The sequence below is a fragment of the Sphingobium psychrophilum genome (assembly GCF_012927105.1).
GTDB classification, from domain to species: Bacteria; Pseudomonadota; Alphaproteobacteria; order Sphingomonadales; family Sphingomonadaceae; genus Sphingobium; species Sphingobium psychrophilum.
Map to the genome: position 1 here is coordinate 118,520 of NZ_JABBFV010000003.1, position 25,690 is coordinate 144,209.

Annotated in this window: 26 protein-coding genes; 6 read left to right on the top strand and 20 right to left on the bottom strand. The window is 64.6% G+C overall.

Annotation, left to right across the window (positions count from 1 at the left end):
* Positions 1–32 precede the first annotated feature (32 nt).
* From grpE to HHL08_RS05585, 4 genes are read right to left on the bottom strand one after another with little or no spacing between them, the layout of a single operon-like run.
* Positions 33–587, bottom strand: a complete 555-nt coding sequence (gene grpE / locus HHL08_RS05570) for a nucleotide exchange factor GrpE (protein ID WP_169571496.1) — start codon at positions 585–587, stop codon at positions 33–35.
* Positions 584–1,630 carry a heat-inducible transcriptional repressor HrcA gene (gene hrcA / locus HHL08_RS05575; protein WP_169571497.1) on the bottom strand — a complete coding sequence of 349 codons (1,047 nt, stop codon included), beginning with the start codon at positions 1,628–1,630 and terminating at the stop codon, positions 584–586. The genes grpE and hrcA overlap by 4 nt, the downstream gene beginning before the upstream one ends.
* Before the next feature lie 31 nt (positions 1,631–1,661).
* Positions 1,662–1,856 (bottom strand): hypothetical protein, encoded by a 195-nt coding sequence (locus HHL08_RS05580; protein ID WP_169571498.1) that lies wholly within the window; start codon positions 1,854–1,856, stop codon positions 1,662–1,664.
* Positions 1,857–1,862: 6 nt separating this feature from the next.
* The gene (locus HHL08_RS05585) at positions 1,863–2,369 is read right to left on the bottom strand and encodes a DUF6438 domain-containing protein (RefSeq protein WP_169571499.1); all 507 of its coding nucleotides are present in this window, start codon (positions 2,367–2,369) and stop codon (positions 1,863–1,865) included.
* Between the two features lie 94 nt (positions 2,370–2,463).
* Between HHL08_RS05585 and rph the strand changes: the two genes are divergently transcribed.
* Both rph and rdgB read left to right on the top strand, forming a co-directional pair.
* A complete protein-coding gene (rph, locus tag HHL08_RS05590) occupies positions 2,464–3,180 on the top strand; it encodes a ribonuclease PH (RefSeq protein WP_169571500.1) in 717 nt (238 codons plus the stop codon).
* A 132-nt stretch (positions 3,181–3,312) separates the two neighbouring features.
* Entirely contained in the window at positions 3,313–3,942 is a 630-nt protein-coding gene (gene rdgB / locus HHL08_RS05595) for an RdgB/HAM1 family non-canonical purine NTP pyrophosphatase (RefSeq protein WP_169571501.1), read from the top strand.
* 18 nt (positions 3,943–3,960) lie between these two features.
* Here rdgB and HHL08_RS05600 read toward each other — a convergent pair whose 3' ends face one another.
* The gene (locus tag HHL08_RS05600; protein ID WP_169571502.1) at positions 3,961–4,740 is read right to left on the bottom strand and encodes a hypothetical protein; all 780 of its coding nucleotides are present in this window, start codon (positions 4,738–4,740) and stop codon (positions 3,961–3,963) included.
* 65 nt (positions 4,741–4,805) lie between these two features.
* Positions 4,806–5,444, bottom strand: a complete 639-nt coding sequence (locus HHL08_RS05605) for a CAP domain-containing protein (RefSeq protein ID WP_235954952.1) — start codon at positions 5,442–5,444, stop codon at positions 4,806–4,808.
* A 49-nt stretch (positions 5,445–5,493) separates the two neighbouring features.
* Here HHL08_RS05605 and hemW point away from each other — a divergent pair, with 49 nt between their 5' ends.
* On the top strand, positions 5,494–6,681 hold the full coding sequence (gene hemW / locus HHL08_RS05610; RefSeq protein ID WP_169571504.1) for a radical SAM family heme chaperone HemW: 1,188 nt from the start codon (positions 5,494–5,496) through the stop codon (positions 6,679–6,681).
* Between the two features lie 15 nt (positions 6,682–6,696).
* Here hemW and HHL08_RS05615 read toward each other — a convergent pair whose 3' ends face one another.
* From HHL08_RS05615 to HHL08_RS05650, 8 genes are all read right to left on the bottom strand, one after another.
* A complete protein-coding gene (locus HHL08_RS05615) occupies positions 6,697–8,400 on the bottom strand; it encodes a M56 family metallopeptidase (protein WP_169571505.1) in 1,704 nt (567 codons plus the stop codon).
* Positions 8,397–8,765: a BlaI/MecI/CopY family transcriptional regulator gene (locus tag HHL08_RS05620; protein ID WP_169571506.1), complete on the bottom strand. Its 369-nt coding sequence runs from the start codon at positions 8,763–8,765 to the stop codon at positions 8,397–8,399. The genes HHL08_RS05615 and HHL08_RS05620 overlap by 4 nt, the downstream gene beginning before the upstream one ends.
* A gap of 617 nt (positions 8,766–9,382) precedes the next feature.
* The gene (grxD, locus tag HHL08_RS05625; protein ID WP_169571507.1) at positions 9,383–9,718 is read right to left on the bottom strand and encodes a Grx4 family monothiol glutaredoxin; all 336 of its coding nucleotides are present in this window, start codon (positions 9,716–9,718) and stop codon (positions 9,383–9,385) included.
* A 58-nt stretch (positions 9,719–9,776) separates the two neighbouring features.
* Positions 9,777–10,010: a BolA/IbaG family iron-sulfur metabolism protein gene (locus HHL08_RS05630; RefSeq protein ID WP_169571508.1), complete on the bottom strand. Its 234-nt coding sequence runs from the start codon at positions 10,008–10,010 to the stop codon at positions 9,777–9,779.
* A gap of 11 nt (positions 10,011–10,021) precedes the next feature.
* Positions 10,022–10,345 (bottom strand): DUF1476 domain-containing protein, encoded by a 324-nt coding sequence (locus HHL08_RS05635; protein ID WP_169571509.1) that lies wholly within the window; start codon positions 10,343–10,345, stop codon positions 10,022–10,024.
* Between the two features lie 57 nt (positions 10,346–10,402).
* Positions 10,403–11,014, bottom strand: a complete 612-nt coding sequence (gene leuD, locus HHL08_RS05640) for a 3-isopropylmalate dehydratase small subunit (protein WP_169571510.1) — start codon at positions 11,012–11,014, stop codon at positions 10,403–10,405.
* Between the two features lie 109 nt (positions 11,015–11,123).
* Complete coding sequence (gene leuC, locus HHL08_RS05645; RefSeq protein ID WP_169571511.1) at positions 11,124–12,575, bottom strand: 3-isopropylmalate dehydratase large subunit; 1,452 nt, start codon at positions 12,573–12,575, stop codon at positions 11,124–11,126.
* A gap of 105 nt (positions 12,576–12,680) precedes the next feature.
* Positions 12,681–13,379 carry a glutathione S-transferase family protein gene (locus tag HHL08_RS05650; RefSeq protein WP_169571512.1) on the bottom strand — a complete coding sequence of 233 codons (699 nt, stop codon included), beginning with the start codon at positions 13,377–13,379 and terminating at the stop codon, positions 12,681–12,683.
* A 315-nt stretch (positions 13,380–13,694) separates the two neighbouring features.
* Here HHL08_RS05650 and HHL08_RS05655 point away from each other — a divergent pair, with 315 nt between their 5' ends.
* Positions 13,695–15,503: a DUF885 domain-containing protein gene (locus HHL08_RS05655; protein ID WP_169571513.1), complete on the top strand. Its 1,809-nt coding sequence runs from the start codon at positions 13,695–13,697 to the stop codon at positions 15,501–15,503.
* A 276-nt stretch (positions 15,504–15,779) separates the two neighbouring features.
* On the opposite strand, the gene HHL08_RS05660 is transcribed toward HHL08_RS05655, so the two are convergent.
* Positions 15,780–17,375, bottom strand: coding sequence for an isocitrate lyase (locus HHL08_RS05660; RefSeq protein ID WP_169571514.1), 1,596 nt, complete (start codon positions 17,373–17,375; stop codon positions 15,780–15,782).
* 142 nt (positions 17,376–17,517) lie between these two features.
* Here HHL08_RS05660 and HHL08_RS05665 point away from each other — a divergent pair, with 142 nt between their 5' ends.
* Positions 17,518–18,915 carry a helix-turn-helix domain-containing protein gene (locus tag HHL08_RS05665; RefSeq protein WP_169571515.1) on the top strand — a complete coding sequence of 466 codons (1,398 nt, stop codon included), beginning with the start codon at positions 17,518–17,520 and terminating at the stop codon, positions 18,913–18,915.
* 200 nt (positions 18,916–19,115) lie between these two features.
* The gene (locus HHL08_RS05670) at positions 19,116–20,147 is read left to right on the top strand and encodes a glycosyltransferase family 2 protein (RefSeq protein WP_169571516.1); all 1,032 of its coding nucleotides are present in this window, start codon (positions 19,116–19,118) and stop codon (positions 20,145–20,147) included.
* On the opposite strand, the gene HHL08_RS05675 is transcribed toward HHL08_RS05670, so the two are convergent.
* The 5 genes from HHL08_RS05675 to HHL08_RS05695 form a co-directional block, all read right to left on the bottom strand.
* On the bottom strand, positions 20,148–20,342 hold the full coding sequence (locus tag HHL08_RS05675) for a hypothetical protein (RefSeq protein ID WP_169571517.1): 195 nt from the start codon (positions 20,340–20,342) through the stop codon (positions 20,148–20,150).
* Positions 20,343–20,373: 31 nt separating this feature from the next.
* Positions 20,374–21,312: a right-handed parallel beta-helix repeat-containing protein gene (locus HHL08_RS05680; RefSeq protein ID WP_169571518.1), complete on the bottom strand. Its 939-nt coding sequence runs from the start codon at positions 21,310–21,312 to the stop codon at positions 20,374–20,376.
* A 105-nt stretch (positions 21,313–21,417) separates the two neighbouring features.
* Positions 21,418–21,777 carry an argininosuccinate lyase gene (locus HHL08_RS05685; protein WP_169571519.1) on the bottom strand — a complete coding sequence of 120 codons (360 nt, stop codon included), beginning with the start codon at positions 21,775–21,777 and terminating at the stop codon, positions 21,418–21,420.
* Between the two features lie 89 nt (positions 21,778–21,866).
* Positions 21,867–24,467, bottom strand: coding sequence for a methionine synthase (metH, locus tag HHL08_RS05690; protein ID WP_169571520.1), 2,601 nt, complete (start codon positions 24,465–24,467; stop codon positions 21,867–21,869).
* Positions 24,468–24,552: 85 nt separating this feature from the next.
* Positions 24,553–25,599, bottom strand: a complete 1,047-nt coding sequence (locus tag HHL08_RS05695; RefSeq protein WP_169571521.1) for a homocysteine S-methyltransferase family protein — start codon at positions 25,597–25,599, stop codon at positions 24,553–24,555.
* Positions 25,600–25,690: the final 91 nt, after the last annotated feature.

The following is a 25,690-nucleotide window of genomic DNA, read 5'->3' on the forward strand; positions in this document are numbered from 1 at the left end:
TCGACAGGCTCAGCCCGAACGGGTGAAAGACTTTATTCCGGCGTCTTCGCCACGCTGACCATCGCGGGCCGCAACAGGCGGTCCTTGATCATGTAGCCGGCCTGCATCTCGATCAGGATCGTGCCCGGCGCGGCATCGGCCGACGGGACTTCCATCATCGCCTGATGCTTGTTGGGGTCAAGCGGCTGGCCGACCGATTCGATCTTGGTGATGCCGTTACGGCCGAATATGCTTTCCAGTTCACGGCCGGTGGCTTCCAGGCCCACGACCAGTCCCTTGAACTTCTCATCCTCGCGCAGGTCGGCGGGAATGGCGGCGAGCGCGCGGCTCAGATTGTCGGCCACCGACAACATGTCGCGGGCGAACGCGGTCGCGGCATAAGCGCGCGTGTCGGCCAGTTCCTTTTCCAGGCGACGGCGCACATTCTGCGTATCGGCATGGGCGTAGAGAATGTCCTGCTTGGCGGTGGCGAGTTCCGCCTCCAGCGCTGCGATCTTCTCGGCGGCGGCATCGCCCGCGGGCGCGGCGTCTTCCGGCAGCGCGTCCACGACTTCGGTGTCTTCGATATTCTGTTTGTCTTCGCTCATCTCATCAATCTCGATAGCGTCTGTGCTGTGAAATCCACCATGGGGATCACCCGCGCATAGTTCAAGCGCGTGGGGCCGATCACGCCGACCACCCCGACGACCCGGCCGTCCGCGCCACGGTAGGGCGCGGCTATGACCGAAGAACCCGACAGGGAAAAGAGCTTGTTTTCCGACCCGATGAAGATTTTGGTCGCGCTGCCCGCGAGCGCGCTTTCCAGCAGGCGGGAAATTTCCTGCTTGCCCTCCAGTTGCTCCAGCAATTGCCGCACCCGTTCCAGGTCGGCGGCGGTGCCGTCATCGATCAAATGCGCCTGCCCGCGCACGATTAGCACCGGCCGGTCGTCGGCATCGTGGGACCAGATGGCGATCCCGCGCTCCACCAGTTCGCGCGCCGCGCCATCCAGCAGGCCACGCTCCGTCTCCATCTCGCGGCTCAACTGGTCGCCCGCCTGGCGCAGCGTCATCCCGGCAAAGCGCGCCGACATGAAGTTCGCCGCCTCGTTCAGCATCGACGGGGTGACGCCGGGCGGCAGGTCCAGCACGCGGTTTTCGACCGATCCGTCCTGCCCCACCAGCACCGCCAGCGCCTGACGATCATTCAAAGGCACGAAACCAAATTGGCGCAGCACCGGCTCGCGCCGCGGCACCATGACGATGCCGGCGCAGGCCGATAGGCCGGAGAGCGCGGCGGTGGCGGCGGACAGCGCTTCCTCGATCGGACCGCTTTCGGCTAGACCCGCCTCGATCGCGCGCCGTTCTTCGGCCGATGGCGCGGCCGCCTGCATCATCCCGTCCACGAACAGGCGCAGCCCCGTTTCGGTCGGCATCCGCCCGGCCGACGTGTGCGGCGCGGCCAGCAGGCCCAATTCCTCCAGATCCTGCATCACGTTGCGAATCGACGCAGGCGACAGGCTGAGCGACGCGATCTTGCTGATGGTGCGCGATCCGACCGGCAGGCCAGTGCCCAGATAGCTTTCCACCACCACGCGAAAGACATCGCGCGCGCGGTCGTTAAGTTCGGAGATCGGCGTCGTCAGCGTCATGGCGATAATATAGGACGGGTTGCCGGCCGCCTCAACGTCTGCGCCGCGCCAGGAGGATCAGCGCGACGCCCACCGCAGCGAGCAACCCGCCACGCCACATCCATGGCCTTTGATCGAGCATGAAGCTGGATTGCGGCCAGTGGATAAGGCCCGCCCCCTGCCCGACCCATAGAAGCCCCATCAGCAGGAGGAGGACGCCCATAATCTGTAAAAGAACGCGCATCATGCACTCCTATCGGGCGGGCTTGGGTTTGATCATCGGTTCGATGTCCAGCATCTTGGGGATCGCCGCGATCGTGGTGCGCAATTTGCCATAGCGCGCATCCATGCAACCGGACTGGAACTCCAGCCGGGTCGACTTGCCGCCATTGCCGGTCCATTCGATCCCATAATTCGGCATGTCGGTGGCGAAGCGGGTGCAGTTTTCGCCATTGCCGATGCGCTTGGCCGTCCCGGTCGCCGGGCGATAGGGCGCAAGCGCGGCGCGCAGGCGGCGATATTGCACCATGCTCACGGCAAAGCGGGTCGGGCCGGGAACGGCGGTGAATTTCTCCGGCTCCAGCAGGCCCGATCCGTCCGGCGTCACACGCAGGCTATAGGAAGGACATGCGCCGAAACAGCGCCCGGCGGTAAAGCGGATCGTCTCACCGGGCGCCTTGGGCTTTTCCAGTTCGGTATCACCGCCACCCACGCAGCCCGCCAGCAGCGCCAACCCGGCCATCATTGCATATCTTGTCATTGTCTCTCTTTAACGCCTTATTTCTTTCGCGACACTGGCAAGTCGCGCCATCGGACGTTAAGCGCCGTCAACTGACCGTTTCGGAGTAAAGAATATGCGTCCTTCCGGCCGCGCGCCCGACCAGATGCGCGACATCACCATGGAGCCTGGCTTCACCATCCATGCCGAGGGCAGCTGCCTCATCAGCTTCGGCGATACCCGCGTGCTGTGCACCGCATCGGTGGAGGAAAAGGTGCCGCCCTTCCTGCGCGGCAAGGGGTCGGGCTGGGTCACGGCCGAATATGGCATGTTGCCCCGCGCCACCCATACCCGCGGATCGCGTGAAGCGGCCAAGGGGAAGCAATCGGGCCGTACCCAGGAAATCCAGCGCCTGATCGGCCGATCGCTGCGCACCGTTGTCGACATGAAGAAGCTGGGCGAGCGCCAGATCGTGATCGATTGCGACGTGATCCAGGCCGATGGCGGCACGCGGACGGCGGCCATTTCGGGCAGCTGGGTCGCGCTGCGGATCGCGGTGGACAAGCTGCTGGCGTCGGGCGCGCTCAAGGAAGACCCGATCATCCAGAAGGTCGCGGCGATCAGTTGCGGCATTTTCGAAGGCACGCCGGTCCTCGACCTCGACTATGCCGAGGACAGCAATGCCGAAACGGACGCCAACCTGATCCTGACCGGCGACGGCAAGTTCGCCGAAGTGCAGGCGACGGCCGAGGGCGCCGCCTATGACGAGGAAGAACTGCTCCGCCTGCTCCGCCTCGCCCGCATCGGCTGCGCGAAGATCTTCGCGGCGCAGGACGCGGCGACGGGACGGTAACAGCATCTAACGCCGTTCGTTTCGAGCGAAGTCGAGAAACGAAGCAAAGCCAAGTTTAGCGAAGCTAGACGCTATGGATGCTCTATCCGCTTCTCGACTAAGCTCGAAGCGAACGGAACGATTGGGAAATTTATGACCGACCAATTCGGACAGGAACAGGCGATCCGCAAGCTCGCGCCGGGCAAGCTGGTGATCGCCAGCCATAATCCCGGCAAGGTGCGCGAAATCGCCGCCTTGCTTGGCCGCTATGGGATCGAGCCGATTTCGGCCGCGAGCCTGGACCTGCCCGAACCGGAGGAAACCGGCACCACCTTCATCGCGAACGCCGAATTGAAGGCGATGCAGGCGGCCGACCTGTCCGGCCTGCCCGCGCTGGCCGATGATTCGGGCTTGTGCGTGGAGGCGCTGGGCGGCGATCCTGGGCTGTTTTCCGCGCGCTGGGCCGGGCCGACCAAGGATTTCGGGATGGCGATGCAGGCGGTGTGGGACGGGATCGAGGCCAAGGGGCCGGATGCCGGCCATGACGCCCATTTCGTCTGCGCCCTAGCCCTCGCCTGGCCCGACGGTCATGTCGAGGCATTCGAGGGCCGGATCGACGGCACGCTCGTCTGGCCGCCGCGCGGCGATCAGGGTTTCGGCTATGACGCGATGTTCGTGCCGCACGGCCATGACATCAGCTTCGGCGAGATGGACCCCGACGCCAAGCACGCCATGAGCCACCGCGCCAAGGCCTTCGAAAAGCTGGTGGCCGCGGTTTTCTGACCAACGGCGGCCGGCGTTTCAGCGCACCGGCACGGCCTTCAGCTTCGCCTGCCCGATATGCCAGCGCAACTGGGCGGGCGACGCGCCGTCCACATCATTGACCCGCCGCACGACATAGTCGCCGACGAACCGCTGGCGCGTCCCGTCCTGTAGCTGCGAATCGACCGTCACCGGCACGGTCTGGTAGATCGACCCCGCCCCAGCATCGCCCGGCTCCAGCGTGCCGATCGTCACCCGCGTCGATCGGGTGCCGGCGAACCCCGCCTGAAACTTGTCCAGCGTCTGGTTCGGCGGGCCATTTTCGCCCCATTGCGCCCAGGCGGTCCCATAGTCGCGGGCATTGAGCGCCGCATAATAACGCTGCACCACCGCGACGGCCGCCGCCATGCTCCTGGGCGCGGGATCGCATCCCGGCATCGGATCACCCTGCCCATCGAACAGCGCGCAGCTCCGCGCGATCTCATCCTCGATCATGGCGCAGCTATTGGCGGCATTGCAGGGCGGATGGGTGGCGGGCGACACGTTGCGGCAGATGGCGACGCGCCTGGCCGCCGCGGCCGATCCGATATCCGCCGCGCAGGATAGCGGCGCAGCGGCAGCTGCCGCGTTAGCGACCAATGCCGCATCGGGCATGGGCGTCTGCGCGCCATTCTCCGGCGCGATCACGGGAGCGGCGGGGGTGGAAGCCGCGGCGTTGTCGAACCCGCCCTCCGCCTTGGGCTGCGTCGGCGCGCCGCACCCGGCCAGCCCGATCAGCGTGCAGCCCGACAGGGTCCATGACAGCAGGGCGATGCGCATCCTCTTCTCCTTTTGGCGACTGGCCCTTGTCCAATGCGCGTCACCGGGAGAAATATCCATCGCGCCTATTGGGCGACGCTGGCGACCTGCGTTTCCGCCATCGGCGCCGCATCGTCCGCGTCCATCGGACCGCGACCAAAAGCGTTGCCGGCCGGAAAATAGCGGCACACCAGATAATCGGCATCGCCCCCTTCGCCCAGCGCGCAGCCGATCTTCCGCGTGCCACGCCAGATCATCTGGCTGTAATGGCCGACATCCTGCCAACGCCCGGTGCTGCTGAGGTCGGGCAGCTTGCCCGCGATTCGCGTGAAGCGCTTCTCGTCCAGAAACGATCCTACCATCGCCTGATAGCCATAGAGGCGACGCGGCCCCATCCACAGATTTTCGCCGCTGGGGATGGCCCGGCCGGCGCGCGACGAATGGCGAAACACGCCGCTGCGCGCCATCTCCCCGGCATAGCGCGCCGCATCGGCCGCCAGCGCATCGTCCCAGTCCAGCGGGGGCAGGCCCAGCGCCACCCGCTCGCCATTATGCGCGTCCATCATCACCGCGCGCAGCAGCCTGTCGCCCCGCGCAGCCTCCGCCATGCCATAATATGCGGCCGGCATCGCCGCGCTCGCGGCACCCGCCTTGGGCGCGCTTGCCCCGTCGCTATCGCTCGCCGCCTGCACGCCGGTCGGCGTCACCAACAGAACCGGCAACATCGCTGCCCATAGCGAAGCACGCAAAAACGCTTTAGGGCTGCCCCCAGCCATGTCGTCTCATTCCCCCCAAATCGCAACGGCCCCAGCCAATGTCCGTGCCGACGCCCAAGCCTTATATATCCATTGGCCCTTTTGCGTATCCAAATGTCCCTATTGCGATTTTAACAGTCATGTCCGCGACGGCGTGGACATCAATGCGTGGCGGGCTGCGCTGTTGGCCGACATGGCGTATGAGGCGGCGCTGACCGCGGGCCGCCCCCTCTCCTCCATCTTCTTCGGCGGCGGCACGCCTTCGCTGATGCCGCCCGCGCTGGTCGAAACGCTGATCGGCGCGGCGCAGGATCATTGGGGCTTCACCCCCGACATAGAGATCACGCTGGAGGCCAACCCAAATTCGGTCGAAGCGGCGCGCTTTGCCGATCTGGCCGCCGCCGGGGTCAACCGCACCTCGCTCGGCCTTCAGGCGCTAGACATTGACGCGCTGCATTTCCTGGGCCGCGCCCATGACGTTACGGAGGGCCTGGCCGCGCTCGACACCGCGCAGGCCGTGTTCGACCGGGTGAGCTTCGACATCATCTATGCCCGCCCCGGCCAGAGCGAGGCGGACTGGCAGGCCGAACTGGCCCGCGCCTTGTCCTTCGGCACCGGGCATCTCTCGCTCTATCAACTGACGATCGAACCGGGCACACGATTCGCCACATTGGTCGCGCAGGGCAAGCTGACGCCCGCCGACCCGGATCATGGCGCGACCCTGTATGAACTCACGCAAGCGATGACCGGCGCGGCCGGCATCCCCGCTTATGAGATCAGCAACCATGCCCGGCCAGGCCAGGAAAGCCGCCATAACCTGACCTATTGGCGCTATGGCGACTATGCCGGGATCGGGCCGGGCGCGCATGGCCGCCGCGGCGGCATGGCGACGATGCGTCACAAGAAGCCGGAAAACTGGATGGGCGCGGTCGACCGCAACGGCCATGGCGCGCAGAGCGAAGAGCCGCTGTCGGGCGAGGACCGGGCGCGCGAGGCGCTGCTGATGGGATTGCGGCTGGGCGAAGGCGTCGACCTCGCCCACATCGCCGCCGCGTCGGGGATCAAGGCCGACCGGCTGGTCGACGAACGGGCGATCGACCAACTCACCGGCCTCGGCCTCATCCACCTGACCGGCAGCCGGTTGCAGGTGGCCCCGGCCGGCATGTTGCTGCTCGACGCCATCCTGCCCGAAGTGGTCGCGGTTTAGGGCGTCAGGTCGCCCTTAATTCCATTCCGCGCGAATCTCGGCGATCGACTGATCGATCTCGCGCAGCGCTTCCGCCCGATCGTCGGCAGGCATGGAACGGTTGGCGGCGATCTGCGCCCGTGCCGCGCGCAGGCCATTGAGCGCGGCGACATCGGCGGAGCGCGCCGCCACGTCCGCACGCGCGGCCTCGACATCGGCCCGACGTGCTGCAAGGTCGGCCTGGGCTGCGGCCTGCCGTGTTGCGCGGTCCGCTATTGCTGCCGCCTGGCGCGCATTGCGATCCGCCTGGGCAGCGGCGTAACGCGCGGCCCGGTCGGCCTGCATCCCGGCCATGTCGGCGGAGCGCTGCGCCGTCCGCTCGATCCCGGCGCTACAGATGCGCACCCGGATATGGCGACGGCCATTGGCGTCCACGCGCTCGCGGCGGGTGGTGGCATCCTTGCCGCCGTCGCACCCTTCGCGCACATCGACCACCGGCACCATGCGGGCGATGTCCGCCTCGGTCGGGATACGGTGCGTTTCGACCCGACCGTCGGCATGGGTCACGGTTATCCGGCCCTTTTCATTGCGGACGACGGGTGGAGCGGGCGGCACGGGCGCCACCGGGGCGATCATGTCTGCGGCGGGGACTATCGGCGCGGTCGAAGCGACGGGCGCAGGCGACGGCCATGGATCGACAACCGCTTCGACGGCAGGCACCACAGGCATGTCGGCCACCTCCGGCACGCTCGCCACGGCGGGCTGCGACACCAAGTCAGACAGTTTGGCGAAGTCGGCGCTTTCCATCTTGTCGGTGATCGCCGCCATCTGCTGCGCGGCGCGGCTGCCCGATGCGGTGAGCGCGAGGCCCGTGGCGGTGACGACCGCGACGGCGGCCATGCCCCAGCTGATACGCTGGAGCGAAACATCATGGTTGGACAGCATTTTCAGCCTCCCTTTAAGCGTCGTGATACGGGTGAGATGGCAGGCTCCGGCGAACTGCCGACCGCCCGCCGCCTTCAATATGGCGCGGCCATAGGCATGGGCCTGGTCGCGGCCGTAGAGTGAAAGGACGCGCGCGTCGCACGCGGTTTCCTGATCGGCGCGATAGGCGCGATAGGCCGCCCAGGCGACCGGATTGCACCAATGGACCGCCAGCAGCAGCAGCGCGATCATGTTGGCGGTCAGGTCGCCGCGTTCATGATGGGCGCGCTCATGGGCGATCGCCATATCCTGTTCCTGCGCGTCATAGCGCAGGGCGAAATCGGCGGGCAGCACGATGTACGGGCGCAAAACCCCGAAGGCGAGCGGCCCGGACGCATGAGGGCTGGTGATCAGGCGGATGCGCCCCTCCTCCCCAATCGGCGTCGCGCCGTCCAGCATAAGACGGCGGAACCGCGCATAGCCCACGGCCTGCACGGCGAGGAAAGCGAGGAAGCCGATAAACCAGATGCCGATGCCGACCTCCAGCCAGGGGAAAGACGGCGTGGCCGTAGCGACCGATGCGGCGGGCACGACCGCCAACAGGTCCGGCAGGCCCGCCTGATCAACCGCGACATGCAGGGGCGAGGGATTAACGTCGCGCGGCAGCGTCGGCAGCAGCATCCGCGCCAGCGGCAGCACCCAGAGCAGATAGGCCGCTCCCGCCCCCAGCCAGCGCGCCACCGGCCGTCGCAGCGCCATGACCAGCGCCATCAGCAAAGTGGTGGCGATCAGCGTTTCGGCCAGCCAGACGCTCATGATTTCAACCCCTTCAGGATGGCCTCAAGCTCGGCGATATCGTCCGCCGTCAATTGATCCTGTTGCGCCAACTGGGCGACCAGCGGCGACACCCGCCCACCGAACAGCCGGTTCACCAGCCGCCCGGACTCGCCCGCGACATAATCGTCGCGCGCCACCATCGGGCGGTAGAGAAAGCGGCGACCATCCTGGTCGGCGGCGATGATATCCTTCGCCATCAGCCGCGACAGCAAGGTCTTGACGGTCTGGAGGCTCCAGCCGCGGTCGGCGGCGACCCGATCGGATACGTCATTGGCGGTCTGCGGCGCGGTTTCCCACAAAGCCTCCATCACCACCAGTTCCGCTTCGCTGATCTTTTCGGTCACTTCGCTTCACCCGACTCGCATATTTAACAACCACAGATGTAGTCGCATCGATTACGGATGTAGTCAATAGCCATTCGCAGTGGGCGAAACGTGGCCCTCCGCTTTGAAAAGAGCCGATATGTCGGAAATTTTGACAGAGCGGGTGAAGGCGGTTGAAGCGTTAACCTTTGGAACCCGCACTCTCCCGCAATCGCGTCATTTTGGCATGGCCTTTGCGACCTTAGTCGCGTTCCCACCGTTTACCTATCGGGGGATGCAGGCCGTATCCGCTAGCATCCCCCACCCGGTGGCGATTTGCCATTCATCCCCGCTATGATCGCGATACGACCAGGTGCGGCCAGTGTTGAGTGGCCGGTCTTTGGGACCGACAAGTGGCTTCACTACTGTCACCCCCGCGAAGGCTGGGGTCTCAGGCGACGGCGCACTACGCTCGAATAAGTGCTAAGTTCAACCGCTGCGTGCCCCAGCACGAGACCCTAGCCTTCGCTGGGGCTACGGGATTCGCCTTTAGCGTGTAACTTTGCGCAAAGCCGACGGTTTAGTCCCATCCAAACCAAACAAAAAAAGGCGGCCCGAACCCGAACCGCCCTTCTCAAACCCGCAAAACCGGACCCCGCTCAGCCCGCAGCGGCGGCGACGCCCTGGTCGGTCATCAGCTGCTCTAGCTCGCCCGCTTCATACATTTCCATCATGATGTCGCTGCCGCCGACGAATTCGCCCTTCACATAAAGCTGAGGGATGGTCGGCCAGTCCGAAAAGGCCTTGATGCCCTGGCGCACACCCTGGTCCTGCAACACGTCGACCGTGTCATAGGCGACGCCCAGATGCTCCAGAATCGCGATGGCGCGGCTGGAAAAGCCGCATTGCGGGAAAAGCGGCGTGCCCTTCATGAACAGCACCACGTCATGGGCGCCCACAAGTTCGGCAATCCGCTGATGCACGGCGTCGGTCATGTCTAAAGGTCCAGTCCTGTCTGGCGCTCCGCCTGCGGAGCGCAAATCTATCGAACGACTAATTGGGAACGGCGGTGGTCAGTTGCAAGGCGTGCAGCACGCCCCCCATACGTCCGCCCAGCGCAGCATAGACGGCGCGCTGCTGCGCGACCCGGCTCATGCCCCGGAAACTTTCCGCCACGACCTTCGCGGCATAATGATCGCCGTCTCCGGCCAGGTCGGTAATCTCGACCTGCGCATCGGGAATGGCGGAGCGGATCATGTCGGCAATATCGTCGGCGGCCATCGGCATGGTGCGCTGCCTTACTGCGCTTCGATGAACATGCGACGGGCGACCACCGCCTGCTCATCCAGCGCGGCGCGCACGCCAGGCTCGTCAATGTCGATTCCGGCCGACGTCATGTCGCCCACCAGCTTGCGGATGACGTCCTCGTCGCCCGCTTCCTCGAAATCGGCCTGCACCACCGCCTTGGCATAGGCGTCGGTTTCTTCGGGGGTCAGGCCCATCTTCACCGCCGCCCATTCGCCCAGCAGGCGGTTGCGGCGCGCCTGGATGCGGAACTGCAACTCCTGGTCGTTGGCGAACATATTTTCGAACGCCCGTTCGCGATCGTCAAAGGTGGTCATGCGTCAAAGCCCCGTTGAAATGCCGTCTGGTTACGAAAGATAGGCAGAAGCGCGTCGTTACGCAACGGCTGCGGGCACGATCCACGGGCGATCCTGCGCCTGCTTCGCCTCATAGCCACCTATCATATCCGACTGGTCCAGCGTCAGGCCGATCTCGTCCAGCCCGCCCAGCAGGCAATGTTTGCGGAACGGATCGATCTCGAACGTGAAGCGATCCTGAAACTGGGTGGTGACGGTCTGCGATTCCAGATCGATATGGATCGGATCGGGCGTCCCGTTCACGCCTTGGGCCACTTCCATCAAGCGATCCACCGCGTCCTGCGGCAGCACCACGGTCAATATCCCGTTCTTGAAGGCGTTGCCGGAGAAAATGTCGGAGAAGCTGGGTGCGATCACCACCTTGATGCCCATGTCGCCCAGCGCCCAGGCGGCATGTTCGCGGCTGGACCCGCAGCCGAAATTGTCACCCGCAATCAGGATCGGGCTGCCGGTATAAGCGGGATCGTCAAAGACGTTGCCCGGTTCCTTGCGCAACACCTCGAACGCGCCGCGCCCCAGCCCGTTGCGCGAAATCGTCTTGAGCCAATGCGCCGGGATGACGATGTCGGTGTCGACATTCTTCATCCCGAACGGATAGGCCCGGCCGTCGACAGTCGTCAGCTTGTCCATCAGTGAACTTTCTTCGCCTCAGCGGCCGATATGTCTTCGGCGCGGCCAAGGGTCGCGGCCATCGCCGCGCTGGCCAGCGCGCCCAACGTCAGCAGCCAGAAAATCTTCTTCACAGCATCACACCCTCTTTGTTATGCAGCAATTCGCGGACATCGGTCAGCCGACCGGTGATGGCCGCCGCCGCCGCCATGGCGGGCGACACCAGATGGGTGCGCGCGCCCGGTCCCTGACGGCCCATGAAATTGCGGTTGCTGGTCGATGCGCAGCGTTCCCCCGCGGGCACCTTGTCCGGGTTCATGCCCAGGCACGCCGAACAGCCCGGCTCGCGCCATTCGAACCCGGCGTCGAGGAAGACGCGATCCAGCCCTTCTTCCTCCGCCTGGCGCTTGACCAGGCCGGAACCGGGCACGACCATCGCATGCTTGATGCCCGGCGCGATATGGCGGCCTTTCAACAGCGCGGCGGCGGCGCGCAGATCCTCGATCCGGCTGTTGGTGCAACTGCCGATGAAGATATGTTCGATGGCGACGTCCGCCATTTTCTGCCCAGCCGTCAGCCCCATATAGTCGAGCGACTTCTGCGCCGCCGCCTGCTTGGACGGGTCAGCGAAGCTCAGCGGATCGGGCACCACGCCAGTCACGGCGACGACGTCCTCCGGGCTGGTGCCCCAGGTGACGTTGGGCACGATGTCCGCGGCGTCGATCACCACGGTCTTGTCGAAGACCGCACCCTCGTCCGTATGCAACGTTCGCCAATAAGCGACCGCCGCATCGAAATCCGCACCTTTGGGGGCCATCGGACGGCCCTCAATATAGGCGAAGGTCTTTTCATCCGGCGCGAACAGCCCCGACCGCGCGCCCGCTTCGATCGACATGTTGGCGACGGTCAGCCGCCCCTCGATCGACATATCGCGGAACACAGATCCGCAATATTCCATGACATAGCCGGTGCCGCCCGCCGTGCCGATCGTGCCGCAGATCGCCAGCGCGACATCCTTGGCCGTGACGCCGGGCGCCAGTGCGCCTTCGACCACGACGGCCATCGTCTTGGATTGCTTGAGCAGCAGCGTTTGGGTGGCCAGCACATGCTCGACTTCAGACGTACCGATACCAAAGGCCAGCGCGCCCAGCGCGCCATGCGAGGACGTATGACTGTCGCCGCAGACCAGCGTGGTGCCCGGCAGGGTGAAGCCCTGTTCCGGGCCGACGACATGGACGATGCCCTGTTCCACATCCGCGTCGCCGATCAGGCGCACGCCAAATTCCGGCGCATTGCGCTCCAGCGCTTCGAGCTGCTGCGCGCTTTCGGGATCGGCGATCGGGATGCGCTTGCCATCCGCGTCGCGGCGCGGCGTGGTGGGCAGATTATGGTCCGGCACCGCCAGCGTCAGATCGGGCCGGCGCACTTTGCGGCCGGCAAGGCGTAGCCCCTCGAACGCCTGCGGGCTCGTCACTTCATGGACGAGATGGCGGTCGATATAGATGAGGCAGGTGCCATCGGGACGCCGTTCGACAACGTGCGCGTCCCAGATCTTTTCGTAGAGGGTGCGTGGTTTAACCATAGTCCTCACCCCCTAGACCCGCAGGACCGATCGGGAAAGGGGGTGAGCGACCGAAATACCCTGTTTTGCCGCCAGGCGGGCAAGAATGTTACAGTGCGCGCCAAGTTACACCGCGCGATAGTCCGCGATGATCTTCCCCGCCGCGCCCATCTCCGCCTCATGGCTGTCCTCGCGCCATGTTTCCGCCAGCGCCGCTTCCTCCCACCGCAGCATGGCGGGATGGGCCAGCATATGATCGACCCAGGCCTGTGCGTGCGGGCCGACATCCAGCCCATAGGTGCGCACCCGGAACGCCACCGGCGCGTAGAAGGCGTCGATCGCGGTGAAGACGCTACCGGCCAGGAAAGGGCCGCCGAACCGGTCCAGCCCCTGCTCCCACAATTCGCGCAGGCGGGCGATATCCCGGCCCAGCGCGGGCGAATGGATATGCGGCTCGACGCGCACGCCGACATTCATGGTGCAGTCGTTGCGCAAGGTCGCAAAACCGCTGTGCATTTCCGCGGTCGCGCATTGGGCGAAGGCGCGCGCAGCCTCGTCCGCCGGCCAGACGCCGGGATGGCGATCGGCGAGATAGAGGATGATGCCGAGCGAATCCCAGACTGTGCGCTGTTCCCCATTGGTCCCATCGATCAGCGCGGGCACCTGCCCGGTCGGTGAAAAACTGCGGAAGGCGGCATAGTTGGTGGCGGATGCGAACGGTTCGACCCGGTCCTCGAACGCGATGCCCAGGGCCGTCATCAGCACCCAGGGGCGCAGCGACCAGCTGCTGTAATTGCGATTGGCGGTGATGAGCGTGTAGGCCATGCGGTTCCTCCCTGTGCAAGGTGCGCGCGCTTTAGCGTATCGGGTAGCGGCGAAACAGCCGCAACGATCTGGGCAGCTTACAAGCTGGGCTTATCGATCAGCCCCCCCTCACCCGTTCGCTTCGAGCGTAGTCGAGAAGCGTGTGGCACGGCATGTCCGCCCGATTTCCGAAAGCCCCGGCCCTCGCCGTTTCTCGACCACGCTCGAAACGAACGGATGTGGTTGGCCTAGCCAAGCCCTTCTCATCACGGCACAAGGCGTCATCGCGGGCGGTGCCCCCTTGCCGCCCCTCCCTGATCCATGGAGCCTTTTGTCGTGAACCGACGCCAATTTCTCGCCACCAGCGGCGCCACCGCCATTGCCTCCGCCACACCCAACGCCTTCGCACAGGTGGGCAGCGCCGACGCCCGTTTCCGCGCCATGCTGGACGATTTCTTCTACGGCCGCCTTGCCGAATCGCCTGAACAGGCGACGCGCCTAGGCCTCGATACCGGCGCGCGCGCGGCGTTGCGCGGCAAACTGTCCGACACCAGCGCCGCCGGAGCGGCCCGCGACCTCGCCCGCACCAAGGCGCAGGTCAAGCAACTGGCCAGCGTCGATCGCGCCAAGCTGAGCGCCCCCAGCCAGCTGGATTATGACGTCGTCGCCTATCAACTCGACCGCGCCGTAGGCGGCGAACGCTTCGGCTATGGCGAAACGGCGGGCCGCTATGCGCCCTATATCCTCAGCCAGCTGACCGGCAGCTATCGCGAAATCCCCGATTTCCTCGATTCGCAGCATCGGGTGAAGGACGCCGCGGACGCCGACGCCTATCTCGCCCGCCTCGAAGCCTTCCCGGCCGCGATGGACGGGGAACTGGACCGGCAAAAGGCGGACGCGGCCAAAGGCGTGTTCGCGCCCGACTATATTCTCGACACGACGATGAAGATGCAGGCCTCGCTGCGCGATCAGCCCGCAGCGCAGACGGTCTTGGTCGCCAGTTTTGTCAAGAAACTCGCCGCCGCCGGACTGCCGCCCGAACGCGCCGCCCAGGCGGAACAGATCGTCGCGGAGAAAATCTTCCCCGCCGTCGATCGCCAGCGCGCATTGGTGCAGCAGTTACGCGCCAAGGCCAGCCATGACGCGGGCTGCTGGCGCCTGCCCGACGGCGAGGCTTTCTACGCCGCCGCCGCGGAGGCCGCGACAACGACCAAACTGACCGGCGATGAAATCCACCAGCTGGGCCTGGACCAGGTGGCCGAAATCAGCGCGCGGATCGATATGATCCTGAAGGGTGAAGGGATGAGCCAGGGCAGCGTGGGCGATCGGCTGGTGGCGCTCAACCAGCGTCCCGACCAGCTTTTCCCCAACACCGATCCAGGCCGCGAGGCGCTGCTGGCGCAGCTCAACACCCAGATCAAGGCGATGCAGGCGCGGCTGGGCGAATCCTTCAACACCGTGCCCAAGGCGCCGGTAGAGGTGCGCCGCGTGCCGGTGACGATCCAGGCGGGCGCGCCGGGCGGCTATTATCAGAACGCCTCGCTCGACGGGTCGCGCCCGGCCATCTACTTCATCAACCTGCGCGATACATTCGACCGACCCAAATTCGGCCTGGCGACGCTCACCCATCATGAAGCGGTGCCGGGGCATCATTTGCAGGTCACGGTAGCGCTGGAATCCGACTCCATTCCGATGATCCGCCGCCGCGGCTTCTACAGCGGTTATTCGGAAGGCTGGGCGCTCTACTCCGAACAACTGGCCGACGAGATGGGCATGTATGAAGGCGATCCTCTGGGCCAGGTCGGCTATCTCCAATCGCTCCTGTTCCGCGCGACCCGTCTGGTGGTGGACAGCGGGATGCACGCCAAGCGGTGGAGCCGAGAAAGGGCGACCGATTACCTGATCGCCACCACCGGCATCGCGCGCGGCCGCAGCCAGGGCGAGATCGACCGCTACACCGTCTGGCCGGGCCAGGCGTGCAGCTACAAGATCGGCCATACCGTCTGGACGCAGTTGCGCGACGAGGTGAAGGCGAAGCAAGGAGCGCGGTTCGACCTCAAGGCCTTCCATGAGGTGCTGACCATGGGCGCGATGCCGCTCGACATATTGAAGCAGACGGTGCGGCAGCGGATGGGGGTCGCATAAAATACGCTGCGTGTTCCCGCCTGCGCAGAAACACGCATTCTAAAACACAAAAAACGACCCGGCGGTGCGCCGCCGGGTCGTCCAGTTTCTTCCACCCAAATCGCGGGCCGCTCTGCACGCGCCCGCGAACTGGCTCGTTAGCGGCCAGAGCCGCAAAGTTCGTCAGCTATCAAATTCCGTTCGCTCTGAGCCTGTCGAAGGGCCCGCCTGCCTTCGAAAACAAGAAAAGGGCTTCGACAGGCTCAGCCCGAACGGGTTGAGGGGAAGCGGCTCAGATTAGGCCGCGAATTGGTTCATCGTATTATGCGCGCCGCCGGCCTTCAACGCGGCTTCCCCGGCGAAATAATCCTTATGATCGTCGCCGATGTCGCTGCCGCTCATATTCTGATGCTTCACGCAGGCGATGCCCTGGCGGATTTCCTTGCGCTGGACGCCCTCGACATAACCCAGCATCCCGGCCGCGCCGAAATACTCCTTGGCGAGGTTATCGGTGCTGAGCGCCGCCGTATGATAGGTCGGCAGCGTGATGAGGTGGTGGAAAATCCCCGCCCGTGCCGCGGCATCGCGCTGGAAGGTGCGGATTTTTTCATCGGCTTCCTGGCCCAGGTCGGTCGCGTCATAATCGGCGCTCATCAAACGGGCGCGGTCGTAGGCCGACACATCCTTGCCCGCCTCGACCCAGGCATCGTAAACCTGCTGGCGGAAGTTGAGCGTCCAGTTGAAGCTGGGCGAGTTGTTGTAAACCAGCTTGGCGTTCGGAATGACCTCACGAATGCGGTCGACCATCGACGCGATCTGCTCGATATGCGGCTTTTCCGTCTCGATCCACAGCAGGTCCGCGCCATTCTGGAGCGAAGTGATGCAATCGAGGACGCAGCGGTCCGCGCCGGTGCCTTCGCGGAACTGGAACAGGTTGCTGGGCAGGCGCTTGGGGCGCAACAGCTTGCCGTCGCGGTTCAGGATGACGTCGCCATTCTTCGCCGTCACCGGGTCGATCTCCTCGCAATCGAGGAAGCTATTATACTGGTCGCCGATGTCGCCCGCTTCCTTGCTGACCGCGATCTGCTTGGTCAGGCCAGCGCCCAGCGAGTCGGTGCGCGTGACGATGATGCCATCATCGACGCCCAGTTCCAGAAAGGCGTAGCGGCAGGCGCGGACCTTTGCCAGGAAGTCCTCATGCGGCACCGTGACCTTGCCGTCCTGATGGCCGCACTGCTTTTCGTCGCTGACCTGGTTCTCGATCTGGAGCGCGCAAGCGCCCGCCTCGATCATCTTCTTGGCGAGCAGATAGGTCGCCTCGGCATTGCCGAAGCCCGCGTCGATGTCCGCGATGATCGGGACGACATGGGTTTCGAAATTATCGATGGCATGGGTCAGGCGCTGCGCCTCGACCTCATTGCCGGCCTCGCGCGCCTTGTCGAGATCGCGGAACAACATGCCCAGCTCACGGGCGTCGGCCTGCTTGAGGAAGGTATAGAGTTCCTCGATCAGCGCGGCGACGCTGGTCTTTTCATGCATCGACTGGTCAGGCAAAGGCCCGAAATCGCTGCGCAACGCGGCGACCATCCAGCCCGACAGATACAGATACTTCTGCTTGGTCGTGCCGAAATGCTTCTTGATCGCGATCAGCTTCTGCTGGCCGATGAACCCGTGCCAGCAGCCCAGCGACTGGGTGTAGTTGGCCGGGTCCAGATCATAGGCGGCCATGTCGCGGCGCATGACACCCGCAGTATATTTCGCAATGTCCAGGCCGGTGTTGAAGCGATTCTGCAACTTCATGCGCGCGACGGATTCGGCGTTGATGCCGTCCCAGGTGCCGGGGTGGCTGCCGATGAGGCTTTGCGCCTGCGCGATATTATCCTGGTAGGTCATGGCCGTTGTCCTTGCGTCCGGTGATCTGTTGCCCCCGCCCTATTCCCCCTTGTTGCGGTGCGGCAGTCCTGTTGAAGTTCAGTTGTCGATCTTTACAAAAATCTGCTGTAAAGTTGTAAAGCCTGCACAGGAGTTAGATTTCATGGCCAAGGATCGACCCGTCTATATGGGGCCGCGCTTGCGGCGGCTGCGGCGCGACCTCGGCCTGACGCAGGCGGACATGGCGGCAGACCTCGACATTTCCGCCTCCTATGTCGCGCTGCTGGAACGCAACCAGCGGCCGCTGACCGCCGATATGCTGCTTCGCCTGGCGCGCACCTACAAGCTGGACATGGCGGAGGTCGCGGGCGACGGCGGCGCGGAACAGACCGCGCGATTGCACGCGGTGCTGAAAGACCCGATGTTCGCGGACATCGACCTGCCGGGCTTGGCAACCGGCGACGTCGCGGTCAATTATCCCGGCATCACAGAAGCGCTGCTGCGCCTCTACACCAGCTATCGCGAGGAGCATCTCGCGCTGGCCGATCGCGGCGCGGGGTCCGAGCCACAAGAGGATGTCGCCGATCCCGTCGCCGAATCGCGCCGCTTCCTCGCCGCCCGCCGCAACAGCTTCCCCCTGCTGGACGACGCGGCGGAAAAGCTGGCGGCCGAGGCGGAGGCCGAAGGCGGTCTCACCGCCTGGCTGAAATCGCGCCACAATCTGCGCGTCCGCCGCCTGCCCTCCGACGTCATGGCCGGGTCGATGCGCCGGCTCGATCGCCATCGCGACGCGGTGCTGCTGGACGATACGCTCGACGGCGCAAGTTCCGCCTTCCAGCTGGCGCTCCAGATCGCCTATCTGGAAATGCGCAAACTCTTCGACACCATCCTGAAGGAAGGCCAGTTCGCCGGTACGAGCGGCCAGCGCCTCGCCCGCCGCGCGCTCGCCAGCTATGGCGCGGCCGCGATCCTGATGCCCTATAGCGCCTTTGCCAAGGCGGTGGAGGCGCGCCGCTATGATGTCGAAGCGCTTGCCCGCCAGTTCGGCGCCAGTTTCGAACAGACCGCCCATCGCCTCACCACCCTGCAAAAGCCGGGGCAGGAGCGCGTCCCCTTTTTCTTCCTGCGCGTCGATCCAGCCGGGAACGTCTCCAAGCGGCTGGATGGCGCAGGCTTCCCCTTCGCCCGCCATGGCGGCTCCTGCCCGCTCTGGTCGGTGCATCGCGTGTTCGAAACCCCGCGGGAGGTGGTGACGCAATGGCTGGAACTGCCCGACGGCCAGCGCTTCTTCTCGATCGCGCGCACGGTGACGGCGGGCGGTGGCGGCTGGGGTGCGCCCAGGGTGGAGCGCGCCATCGCGCTCTGCTGCGCGGCCGAGCACGCGCATCGCCTGATCTACACGCAGGACGCCCCGCCGCCGGAGCCGACCCCGATCGGCGTCACCTGCCGCCTGTGCCACCGCGCCCAGTGCATGGCCCGATCCGCTCCGCCGATCGGCCGCGACATGCTCCCCGACGATTATCGCCGCACCCGCGCACCCTTCGGTTTTGCGGATGGGTGAATCTCCGATTGATACCAATGCATATCGACGGGAACCTACCATCTGTTGTTCGCCGGCGAAGGCCGGGGTCCAGCCCAACACGTCGAACTGGACCCCGGCCTTCGCCGGGGAACGCTATGTTCGTTCCCGTGAGTCACGATTATGGCAGTCCCAGCGACCGTGGTTAACGGCTTTTTAGGTCGGCCAAGCGAAACAGAGCCATGACCGCCACCCCACCCCGGATCGTCGCGACGCTCATCATGCGCAACGAAGCGCGCTGCATCCGCCGCTGCCTCGACAGCGTGCGGCCTTATGTCGATGCCATAGTGGTGCTCGACACCGGATCGACCGACGACAGCGTCGCGATCGCGCAGGCGTGCGGCGCGCAGGTCCATCATCTCGACTGGCCCGACGATTTTGCCGCTGCGCGCAATCATGTGCTAGCGCTGGCGGACGCGGACTGGAATCTGGTGATCGACGCCGACGAATGGATCGCGTCCGGTGGCGAGGCGCTACGCAGCTGGTGCGACGGCCCGCCACGCCTGGGCGCGCTGTGCATCCGTAGCAGCTTCGACCTGCCCCAACCGTCCACCGCGCCCGCGCCTGCGACCCGCAGCTGGATCGCACGGCTGCTGCCGCGCGGCGTCCGCTACGCCGGGCGCATCCATGAACAGCCCCAATCGGACCTGCTAGTCGAGCGGATCGACCTGCTGATCGACCATGACGGCTATGAGGACGCGCAGGCGGCGGCCAAGCGCGATCGCAACACGCCCATGCTGCTGGCGGAACTAAGCAACGATCCCGAAAACCCCTATCTCCTCTACCAGCTGGGCAAGGAGGCGGAGTCCGCCAGAGACTATCCGCAAGCCGCGATTTGGTACGAACAAGCCGCCGCCCGCACGCCGAACGGCGCACCCTGGACCCACGCCCTGCTGATCCGCCGTCTCCATTGCCTCAGCCAATCAGGCGGGGCGGAAGAAGCCATGGTCATAGCGCAGGACGAGATCGCCATCTGGCCGGACTCGCCCGACTTCTTCTTCGTGCTGGGCAACCTCGCGATGGACCGGGCGCTGGCCGACCCGGCCCATGCCCTTACCGAATGGCTACCGCTGGCGGCGACCGCTTGGGAACGCTGCTTGGCAATCGGCGAACGGCCGGATCTCGAAGGATCGGTGGAAGGCCGCGGCAGTCATCTCGCCCGGCATAATCTGGATGTCCTGCGCCAACAGCTCGCGCTGCTGGGCGGCGGCTGATTATTCCTCGATCAGGTCCAGATAGGCGACCACATCATTGTCGGTCGCCAGATACAGCCCGTCCTGCACATCTTCCGGCTGCTGCTCGGCCACGCGCATCGCCTCGCTGAACGGTCCGTACATGATCGTCATGGCCGCGCCATCGTCGCCCAGATGATAGAGGCGCACGGTCGCGCTGTCATAGGTGGTTCGCATGACGCCATCCTACCACGCCACTACGGGCAAGTCAGCGCCGATCCTTGACCTTCATCGACGGCGCCAACTGGTTGGCACCAATCCGCACCGCATCATCGGTGAAATTGGCGACGAAGGTCGAATTGCGATCGACGCCCGGCACGAAGCCCGCCTTGTTCCCCTCGATCACCAGCCCGGCGCTGCTATGTTCGCGGCCTTCGGGCGCGACGGTGATGAAGGCGGACCAATTATCCTTGTCCTTGCCCTGCACCATTTCATTGCCGGTGATCGTGCCACTCGCGCCGTTGGACAGGTCGATCATATAATTGGTCAGCTTGCCCGCGCTGTCGTCGAAACTGTTGCCGCTGATGGTCACGCGGGCGGTGCGGGTTTTCAGATAATGGCCGCCATCGCCCTGATCGAACCGGCTGTTGGTGACGGTCAGGCTGGCGAGCCGCCCGATATAGATGCCATGGGCGCAATCCAGATCGCGGTCGCACCGGCCCAGATGGCGAAAGGTCGACTTGTCGATGACGACCTGACCCCCTTCATAGTCGCCGGTCAATATGCCTTCCTCGCTGTTGCGGAACAGGCTGTTGCGCACGGTCAGGCTGCCGCTTTCCAGCCGGATGCCCGCACCGTTGCCGTCAGGCACGCGCATATTCTGGAAGATGATGCCATCGACCGTGCTGGCCCGGCCCCGCAGGACGAACCCACCCTTGCCCTCGCATACCACGCCGTCGAAAATCGCCGTGCCCGGCGTCGCCGCGCGGATGGTGACGTCGCCGCCCTGCTGCACCGCGCATTGCCGATAGGTGCCAGGCGCGACCACGACCGTTCCGCGCCCGTCGCCGATCGCGCCCAGCGCATCGCCCAGTCGGGCATAGGCGCGGCCGGTTTCCGCCACGGTGAAGGGCGCGCCGCCCCCCTGGGCAAAGGCGGTGGCGGTGATGGCTGCGGACAGCAGCAGAGTCGTGGACAATATGCGCATGGCGGCAGCCCTACAGCGCCTACCCCCATGCGCCAACGCACGGACATGGTTAACGAAAAACCGCCCCATCGCGGGACGGAAGCAGCCCCCCGCGTTAACGCCGCATCATTCCCATTTGGCGGTCGCCTTCTGCGTCTTCTGGTTCCAGAAAATCTGGATCTTGCTGATCGTGCAGAGGTCGAAATTGGTCCAATAGGCTTCGTCGCCGTCGGTGAAGATGACCTTCAGGTCGTAATTGCAGATAGCGTTCTTCGCCTTGAAGGTGATCGGAACCGAGTGCGCGTCCTCCAGCACCTCATCCTCCATCACATCCTCGCCCCAGTTTTTCGACTTGGCGGGCGAGACATAAACTTCGGCGATATCATAGCCGGTCTTGTTGAACAGCGTGAAGTCCTGGTCGCCAGCGACAGCAGGCGCGGCAAGCATCAGGGCGCAAGCGCCCAAGGCAATAGACATGATCTTCATAGGAATCCCCCCCGATGTCGACCGGAAGAATCGACATCGGACGGCATAATTTATTCTGGATAATGCAACAAGCGGTTGTTTTCCTTACCTTAATCCAGATTGGGACGCAGATAGCGCTCCGCCGTTTCAAGGTCGATGCCGCGCCGCTGGGCATAATCTTCCAACTGGTCGCGGCCCACGCGGGCGACGCCGAAATATTCGGCCTGGGCGTGGCCGAAGTAAAAACCGCTAACCGCCGCGGTCGGCAGCATCGCGAAACTCTCCGTCAGCGTCGCGCCGGTCGCATGATGGGCGTCCAGCATGTCGAACAGGATCGGCTTCAAACTATGTTCCGGGCAGGCGGGATAGCCGGGCGCGGGGCGGATGCCGCGATATTGCTCTTTAATCAGCGCTTCGTTGGTCAGTTGCTCGCCCTCGGCATAGCCCCACAAAGCGGTGCGGACATAATGGTGGAGGCGTTCGGCAAAGGCTTCGGCGAAACGGTCGGCCAGCGCCTTGAGCAAAATGTCCGAATAATCGTCGATCGCATTCTTGAAGCGCGCCAGATGCGGCTCGATACCGTGGATCGACACCGCAAAGCCGCCGATCCAGTCGCCATCATGGCTGATGAAGTCGGCCAGGCACATGTTCGCGCGCCCTTCCCGCTTCTGGATCTGCTGGCGCAGCATCGGCAGCGTATAGTGTTTTTCGTCCTCGACATGGACGATGATGTCGTCGCCCTCGCGGCGGCAGGGCCACAGGCCAGCGACGCCGCGCGCGGTCAGCCATTTGTCCTTGACGATCTTGTCCAGCATCGCCTGCGCATCCGCAAACAGGCTGGACGCGCTTTCACCCACCACCGGATCGGTCAGGATCGCGGGATAATTGCCCGCCAGTTCCCACGCGCGGAAGAAGGGCGTCCAGTCGATATAGGGGACCAGATCCGCCAGGTCCCAGTTGGGGAAGCGATGGACGCCGGGCAGGCGCGGACGCGGCGCCTTCAGGCTCTCGTCCATCTCGAAGCCGTTGGCGCGTGCATCCTCGATGCTCACCAGCGCGCTTTGCCCCTTGTTGGCGCGGGCGACGCGGACATGCTCATAATCATCCTTCGTCTTCTGCACGAAGGCATCCTTTTGCGTTTCGGACACGAGCGCGGTCGCCACGCCCACCGCGCGGCTGGCGTCCAGCACATGCACCACCGGGCCGGTGAAGGCCGGGTCGATGCGCAGCGCGGTGTGGACGCGCGATGTCGTCGCCCCGCCGATCAGCAGCGGCATGGTCATGTTCGCGCGCTGCATTTCCTGCGCCACCGTCACCATCTCGTCCAGCGAGGGGGTGATGAGGCCCGACAGGCCGATCATGTCGGCGTCATGGTCGTTCGCGGCCTTAAGGATATCCTGCCACGGCACCATCACGCCCATGTCCACCACGTCGAACCCGTTGCATTGCAAGACGACGCCGACGATATTCTTGCCGATGTCATGGACGTCGCCCTTGACCGTCGCCATGATGATCTTGCCCTTGCCCTTGGCGCCCGGCTCCTTGGCCGCCTCGATATAGGGCAGAAGATGGGCGACCGCCTTCTTCATGACGCGGGCGGATTTCACCACTTGGGGCAGGAACATCTTGCCCGCGCCGAACAGGTCGCCGACCACGTTCATGCCGTCCATCAACGGCCCCTCGATCACATGGATCGGCTTTTCGGCGGCCAGGCGGGCTTCCTCGGTATCGTCGACCACATACATGTCGATGCCCTTGACCAGCGCATGTTCCAGCCGCTTGGCGACCGGCCAGCCGCGCCATTCCTGCGCCGCCTTTTCGACCGCCGCATCCTTGCCGCGATAGCTTTCGGCCAGCGTGACGAGGCGATCGCCCGCTTCGGGATCGCTGTTCAGCAGCACGTCTTCGCACGCCTGGCGCAGCGCCGGGTCGATCGTGTCATAGACGTCGAGCTGGCCCGCATTGACGATCGCCATGTCCAGCCCAGCCGGAATGGCGTGGTAGAGGAACACCGAATGCATCGCCCGGCGCACTGGCTCGTTGCCGCGGAACGAGAAGGAGAAGTTGGACAGCCCGCCCGAAATATGGACATGCGGGCAGCGCTTCTTGATCTCGCGGCACGCCTCGATGAAGTCCACGCCGTAATTATTATGCTCCTCGATCCCCGTCGCCACCGCGAAGATATTGGGATCGAAAATGATGTCTTCGGGCGGGAAGCCGATGGTCATGAGCAGCTTGTAGGCGCGCTCGCAAATCTCGACTTTTCTGGCCTGCGTGTCCGCCTGCCCCGTCTCGTCGAACGCCATGATGACCGCGGCCGCGCCATAGGCCATGCATTTGCGGGCATGGAACAGAAAGGCTTCCTCGCCCTCCTTCATGCTGATCGAATTGACGATCGGCTTGCCGCTGACACATTTCAGACCCGCCTCGATCACTTCCCACTTCGAAGAGTCGATCATCACCGGAACCCGGCTGATGTCCGGCTCCGACGTCATGAGCTTGAGGAACGTCGTCATCGCCTCGACCGCGTCGAGCAGCCCTTCGTCCATGTTCACGTCGACGATCTGCGCGCCATTCTCCACCTGCTCGCGCGCGATGTCGATGGCTGCGGCATAATCGCCCGCCATGATCAGCTTCTTGAACTTGGCCGATCCGGTGACGTTGGTGCGTTCGCCGATATTGACGAAGGTGGCGGTCGATTTGGTGGTCATTTTTTAAGATCCGTTCGCTTCGAGCGAAGTCGAGAAGCATTCGCGCCCGTGTCTCGACTACGCTCGACACGAACGGCGGTTGGGTTCAGGCCGCGATATGCATCGGTTCGAGGCCCGCGAGCCGCGTCACCACCGGCAATTCCGGCACGACGCGTGGGCGATGCCCGTCCAGCGCCTTGGCCACCGCACCGATATGCGCCGGCGTCGTGCCGCAGCAACCGCCGACCATATTGACCAGCCCTTCGTCCACCCAGTCGCGGATCAGCCGCGCGGTCGTCTCCGGCAGTTCGTCATATTGCCCCAGTTCGTTGGGCAGGCCGGCATTGGGATAGGCCAGGATCAGCGTGTCGGCATTTTTCGACAATTCGCTGAGATACGGCCGCAGCAGGTCCGCGCCGAACGCGCAATTCACGCCGATGGTCAGCGGCTTCAAATGGCGCAGCGAATACCAGAAGGCGTTGATCGTATGGCCCGACAGGTTGCGCCCCGACATGTCGGTGATGGTGAAGCTCAGCATCAGCGGCACGGACCGGCCGGATGCTTCCTCCGCCTCGCGCGCGGCCATGCCCGCCGCCTTGGCGTTCAGCGTATCGAAACAGGTTTCGACCAGCAGGAAATCCACCCCGCCCGCGATCAGCGCATCGCACTGCTCGCGATAATCGGCCTTCAGCGTATCATAGTCGACCTCGCGATAGGCCGGATCGTTGACGTCGGGCGAAATCGACAGCGTCTTGTTGGTCGGGCCGATCGATCCGCACACGAAGCGCGGCTTGCCATCCTTCGCCGTCGCCTTCTCGCACGCCGATCGCGCCAACTTGGCCGCCGCAATGTTGATGTCCCACACCAGATGTTCGCAGCCATAATCAGCCATCGCGATCTTGGTGGAACTAAATGTGTTCGTCTCGATCATGTCCGCGCCGGCGGCCAGATAGGCGGCGTGGATGCCTTCCACGATGTCCGGCCGTGTCAGGCACAGCAGATCGTTATTGCCCTTCTGATCCTTGGCCAGATCGAGCGCCCCGCGATAATCCGCTTCGGTCAGCCCATGTTTCTGGATGGAAGTGCCATAGCCGCCGTCGAAGATCAGGATCTTGTCCGCCGCCAGGGCGCGCAATTGTGCTTCAGCGTTCATTGTATTCTTCCCGCCACTAAAATCCGTTCGTGCTGAGTAGAGGCTGAGCTTGTCGAAGCCTCGTATCGAAGCATCCTTCGATACGCCATTT

Coding starts and splice junctions, on each gene's coding strand:
- metH (WP_169571520.1), bottom strand. CDS start 24,467: ATGACCACCAAATCGACCGCCACCTTCGTCAATATCGGCGAACGCACC.
- leuC (WP_169571511.1), bottom strand. CDS start 12,575: ATGGTTAAACCACGCACCCTCTACGAAAAGATCTGGGACGCGCACGTT.
- HHL08_RS05665 (WP_169571515.1), top strand. CDS start 17,518: ATGGCCAAGGATCGACCCGTCTATATGGGGCCGCGCTTGCGGCGGCTG.
- grpE (WP_169571496.1), bottom strand. CDS start 587: ATGAGCGAAGACAAACAGAATATCGAAGACACCGAAGTCGTGGACGCG.
- grxD (WP_169571507.1), bottom strand. CDS start 9,718: ATGACCGACGCCGTGCATCAGCGGATTGCCGAACTTGTGGGCGCCCAT.
- HHL08_RS05605 (WP_235954952.1), bottom strand. CDS start 5,444: ATGTTGCCGGTTCTGTTGGTGACGCCGACCGGCGTGCAGGCGGCGAGC.
- HHL08_RS05630 (WP_169571508.1), bottom strand. CDS start 10,010: ATGCCGATGGCCGCCGACGATATTGCCGACATGATCCGCTCCGCCATT.
- HHL08_RS05585 (WP_169571499.1), bottom strand. CDS start 2,369: ATGACAAGATATGCAATGATGGCCGGGTTGGCGCTGCTGGCGGGCTGC.
- HHL08_RS05670 (WP_169571516.1), top strand. CDS start 19,116: ATGACCGCCACCCCACCCCGGATCGTCGCGACGCTCATCATGCGCAAC.
- HHL08_RS05675 (WP_169571517.1), bottom strand. CDS start 20,342: ATGCGAACCACCTATGACAGCGCGACCGTGCGCCTCTATCATCTGGGC.
- HHL08_RS05600 (WP_169571502.1), bottom strand. CDS start 4,740: ATGCGCATCGCCCTGCTGTCATGGACCCTGTCGGGCTGCACGCTGATC.
- HHL08_RS05660 (WP_169571514.1), bottom strand. CDS start 17,375: ATGACCTACCAGGATAATATCGCGCAGGCGCAAAGCCTCATCGGCAGC.
- HHL08_RS05580 (WP_169571498.1), bottom strand. CDS start 1,856: ATGATGCGCGTTCTTTTACAGATTATGGGCGTCCTCCTCCTGCTGATG.
- rph (WP_169571500.1), top strand. CDS start 2,464: ATGCGTCCTTCCGGCCGCGCGCCCGACCAGATGCGCGACATCACCATG.
- HHL08_RS05680 (WP_169571518.1), bottom strand. CDS start 21,312: ATGCGCATATTGTCCACGACTCTGCTGCTGTCCGCAGCCATCACCGCC.
- leuD (WP_169571510.1), bottom strand. CDS start 11,014: ATGGACAAGCTGACGACTGTCGACGGCCGGGCCTATCCGTTCGGGATG.
- hrcA (WP_169571497.1), bottom strand. CDS start 1,630: ATGACGCTGACGACGCCGATCTCCGAACTTAACGACCGCGCGCGCGAT.
- HHL08_RS05685 (WP_169571519.1), bottom strand. CDS start 21,777: ATGAAGATCATGTCTATTGCCTTGGGCGCTTGCGCCCTGATGCTTGCC.
- HHL08_RS05695 (WP_169571521.1), bottom strand. CDS start 25,599: ATGAACGCTGAAGCACAATTGCGCGCCCTGGCGGCGGACAAGATCCTG.
- HHL08_RS05650 (WP_169571512.1), bottom strand. CDS start 13,379: ATGGCCTACACGCTCATCACCGCCAATCGCAATTACAGCAGCTGGTCG.
- HHL08_RS05615 (WP_169571505.1), bottom strand. CDS start 8,400: ATGAGCGTCTGGCTGGCCGAAACGCTGATCGCCACCACTTTGCTGATG.
- HHL08_RS05635 (WP_169571509.1), bottom strand. CDS start 10,345: ATGACCACCTTTGACGATCGCGAACGGGCGTTCGAAAATATGTTCGCC.
- hemW (WP_169571504.1), top strand. CDS start 5,494: ATGTCGTCTCATTCCCCCCAAATCGCAACGGCCCCAGCCAATGTCCGT.
- rdgB (WP_169571501.1), top strand. CDS start 3,313: ATGACCGACCAATTCGGACAGGAACAGGCGATCCGCAAGCTCGCGCCG.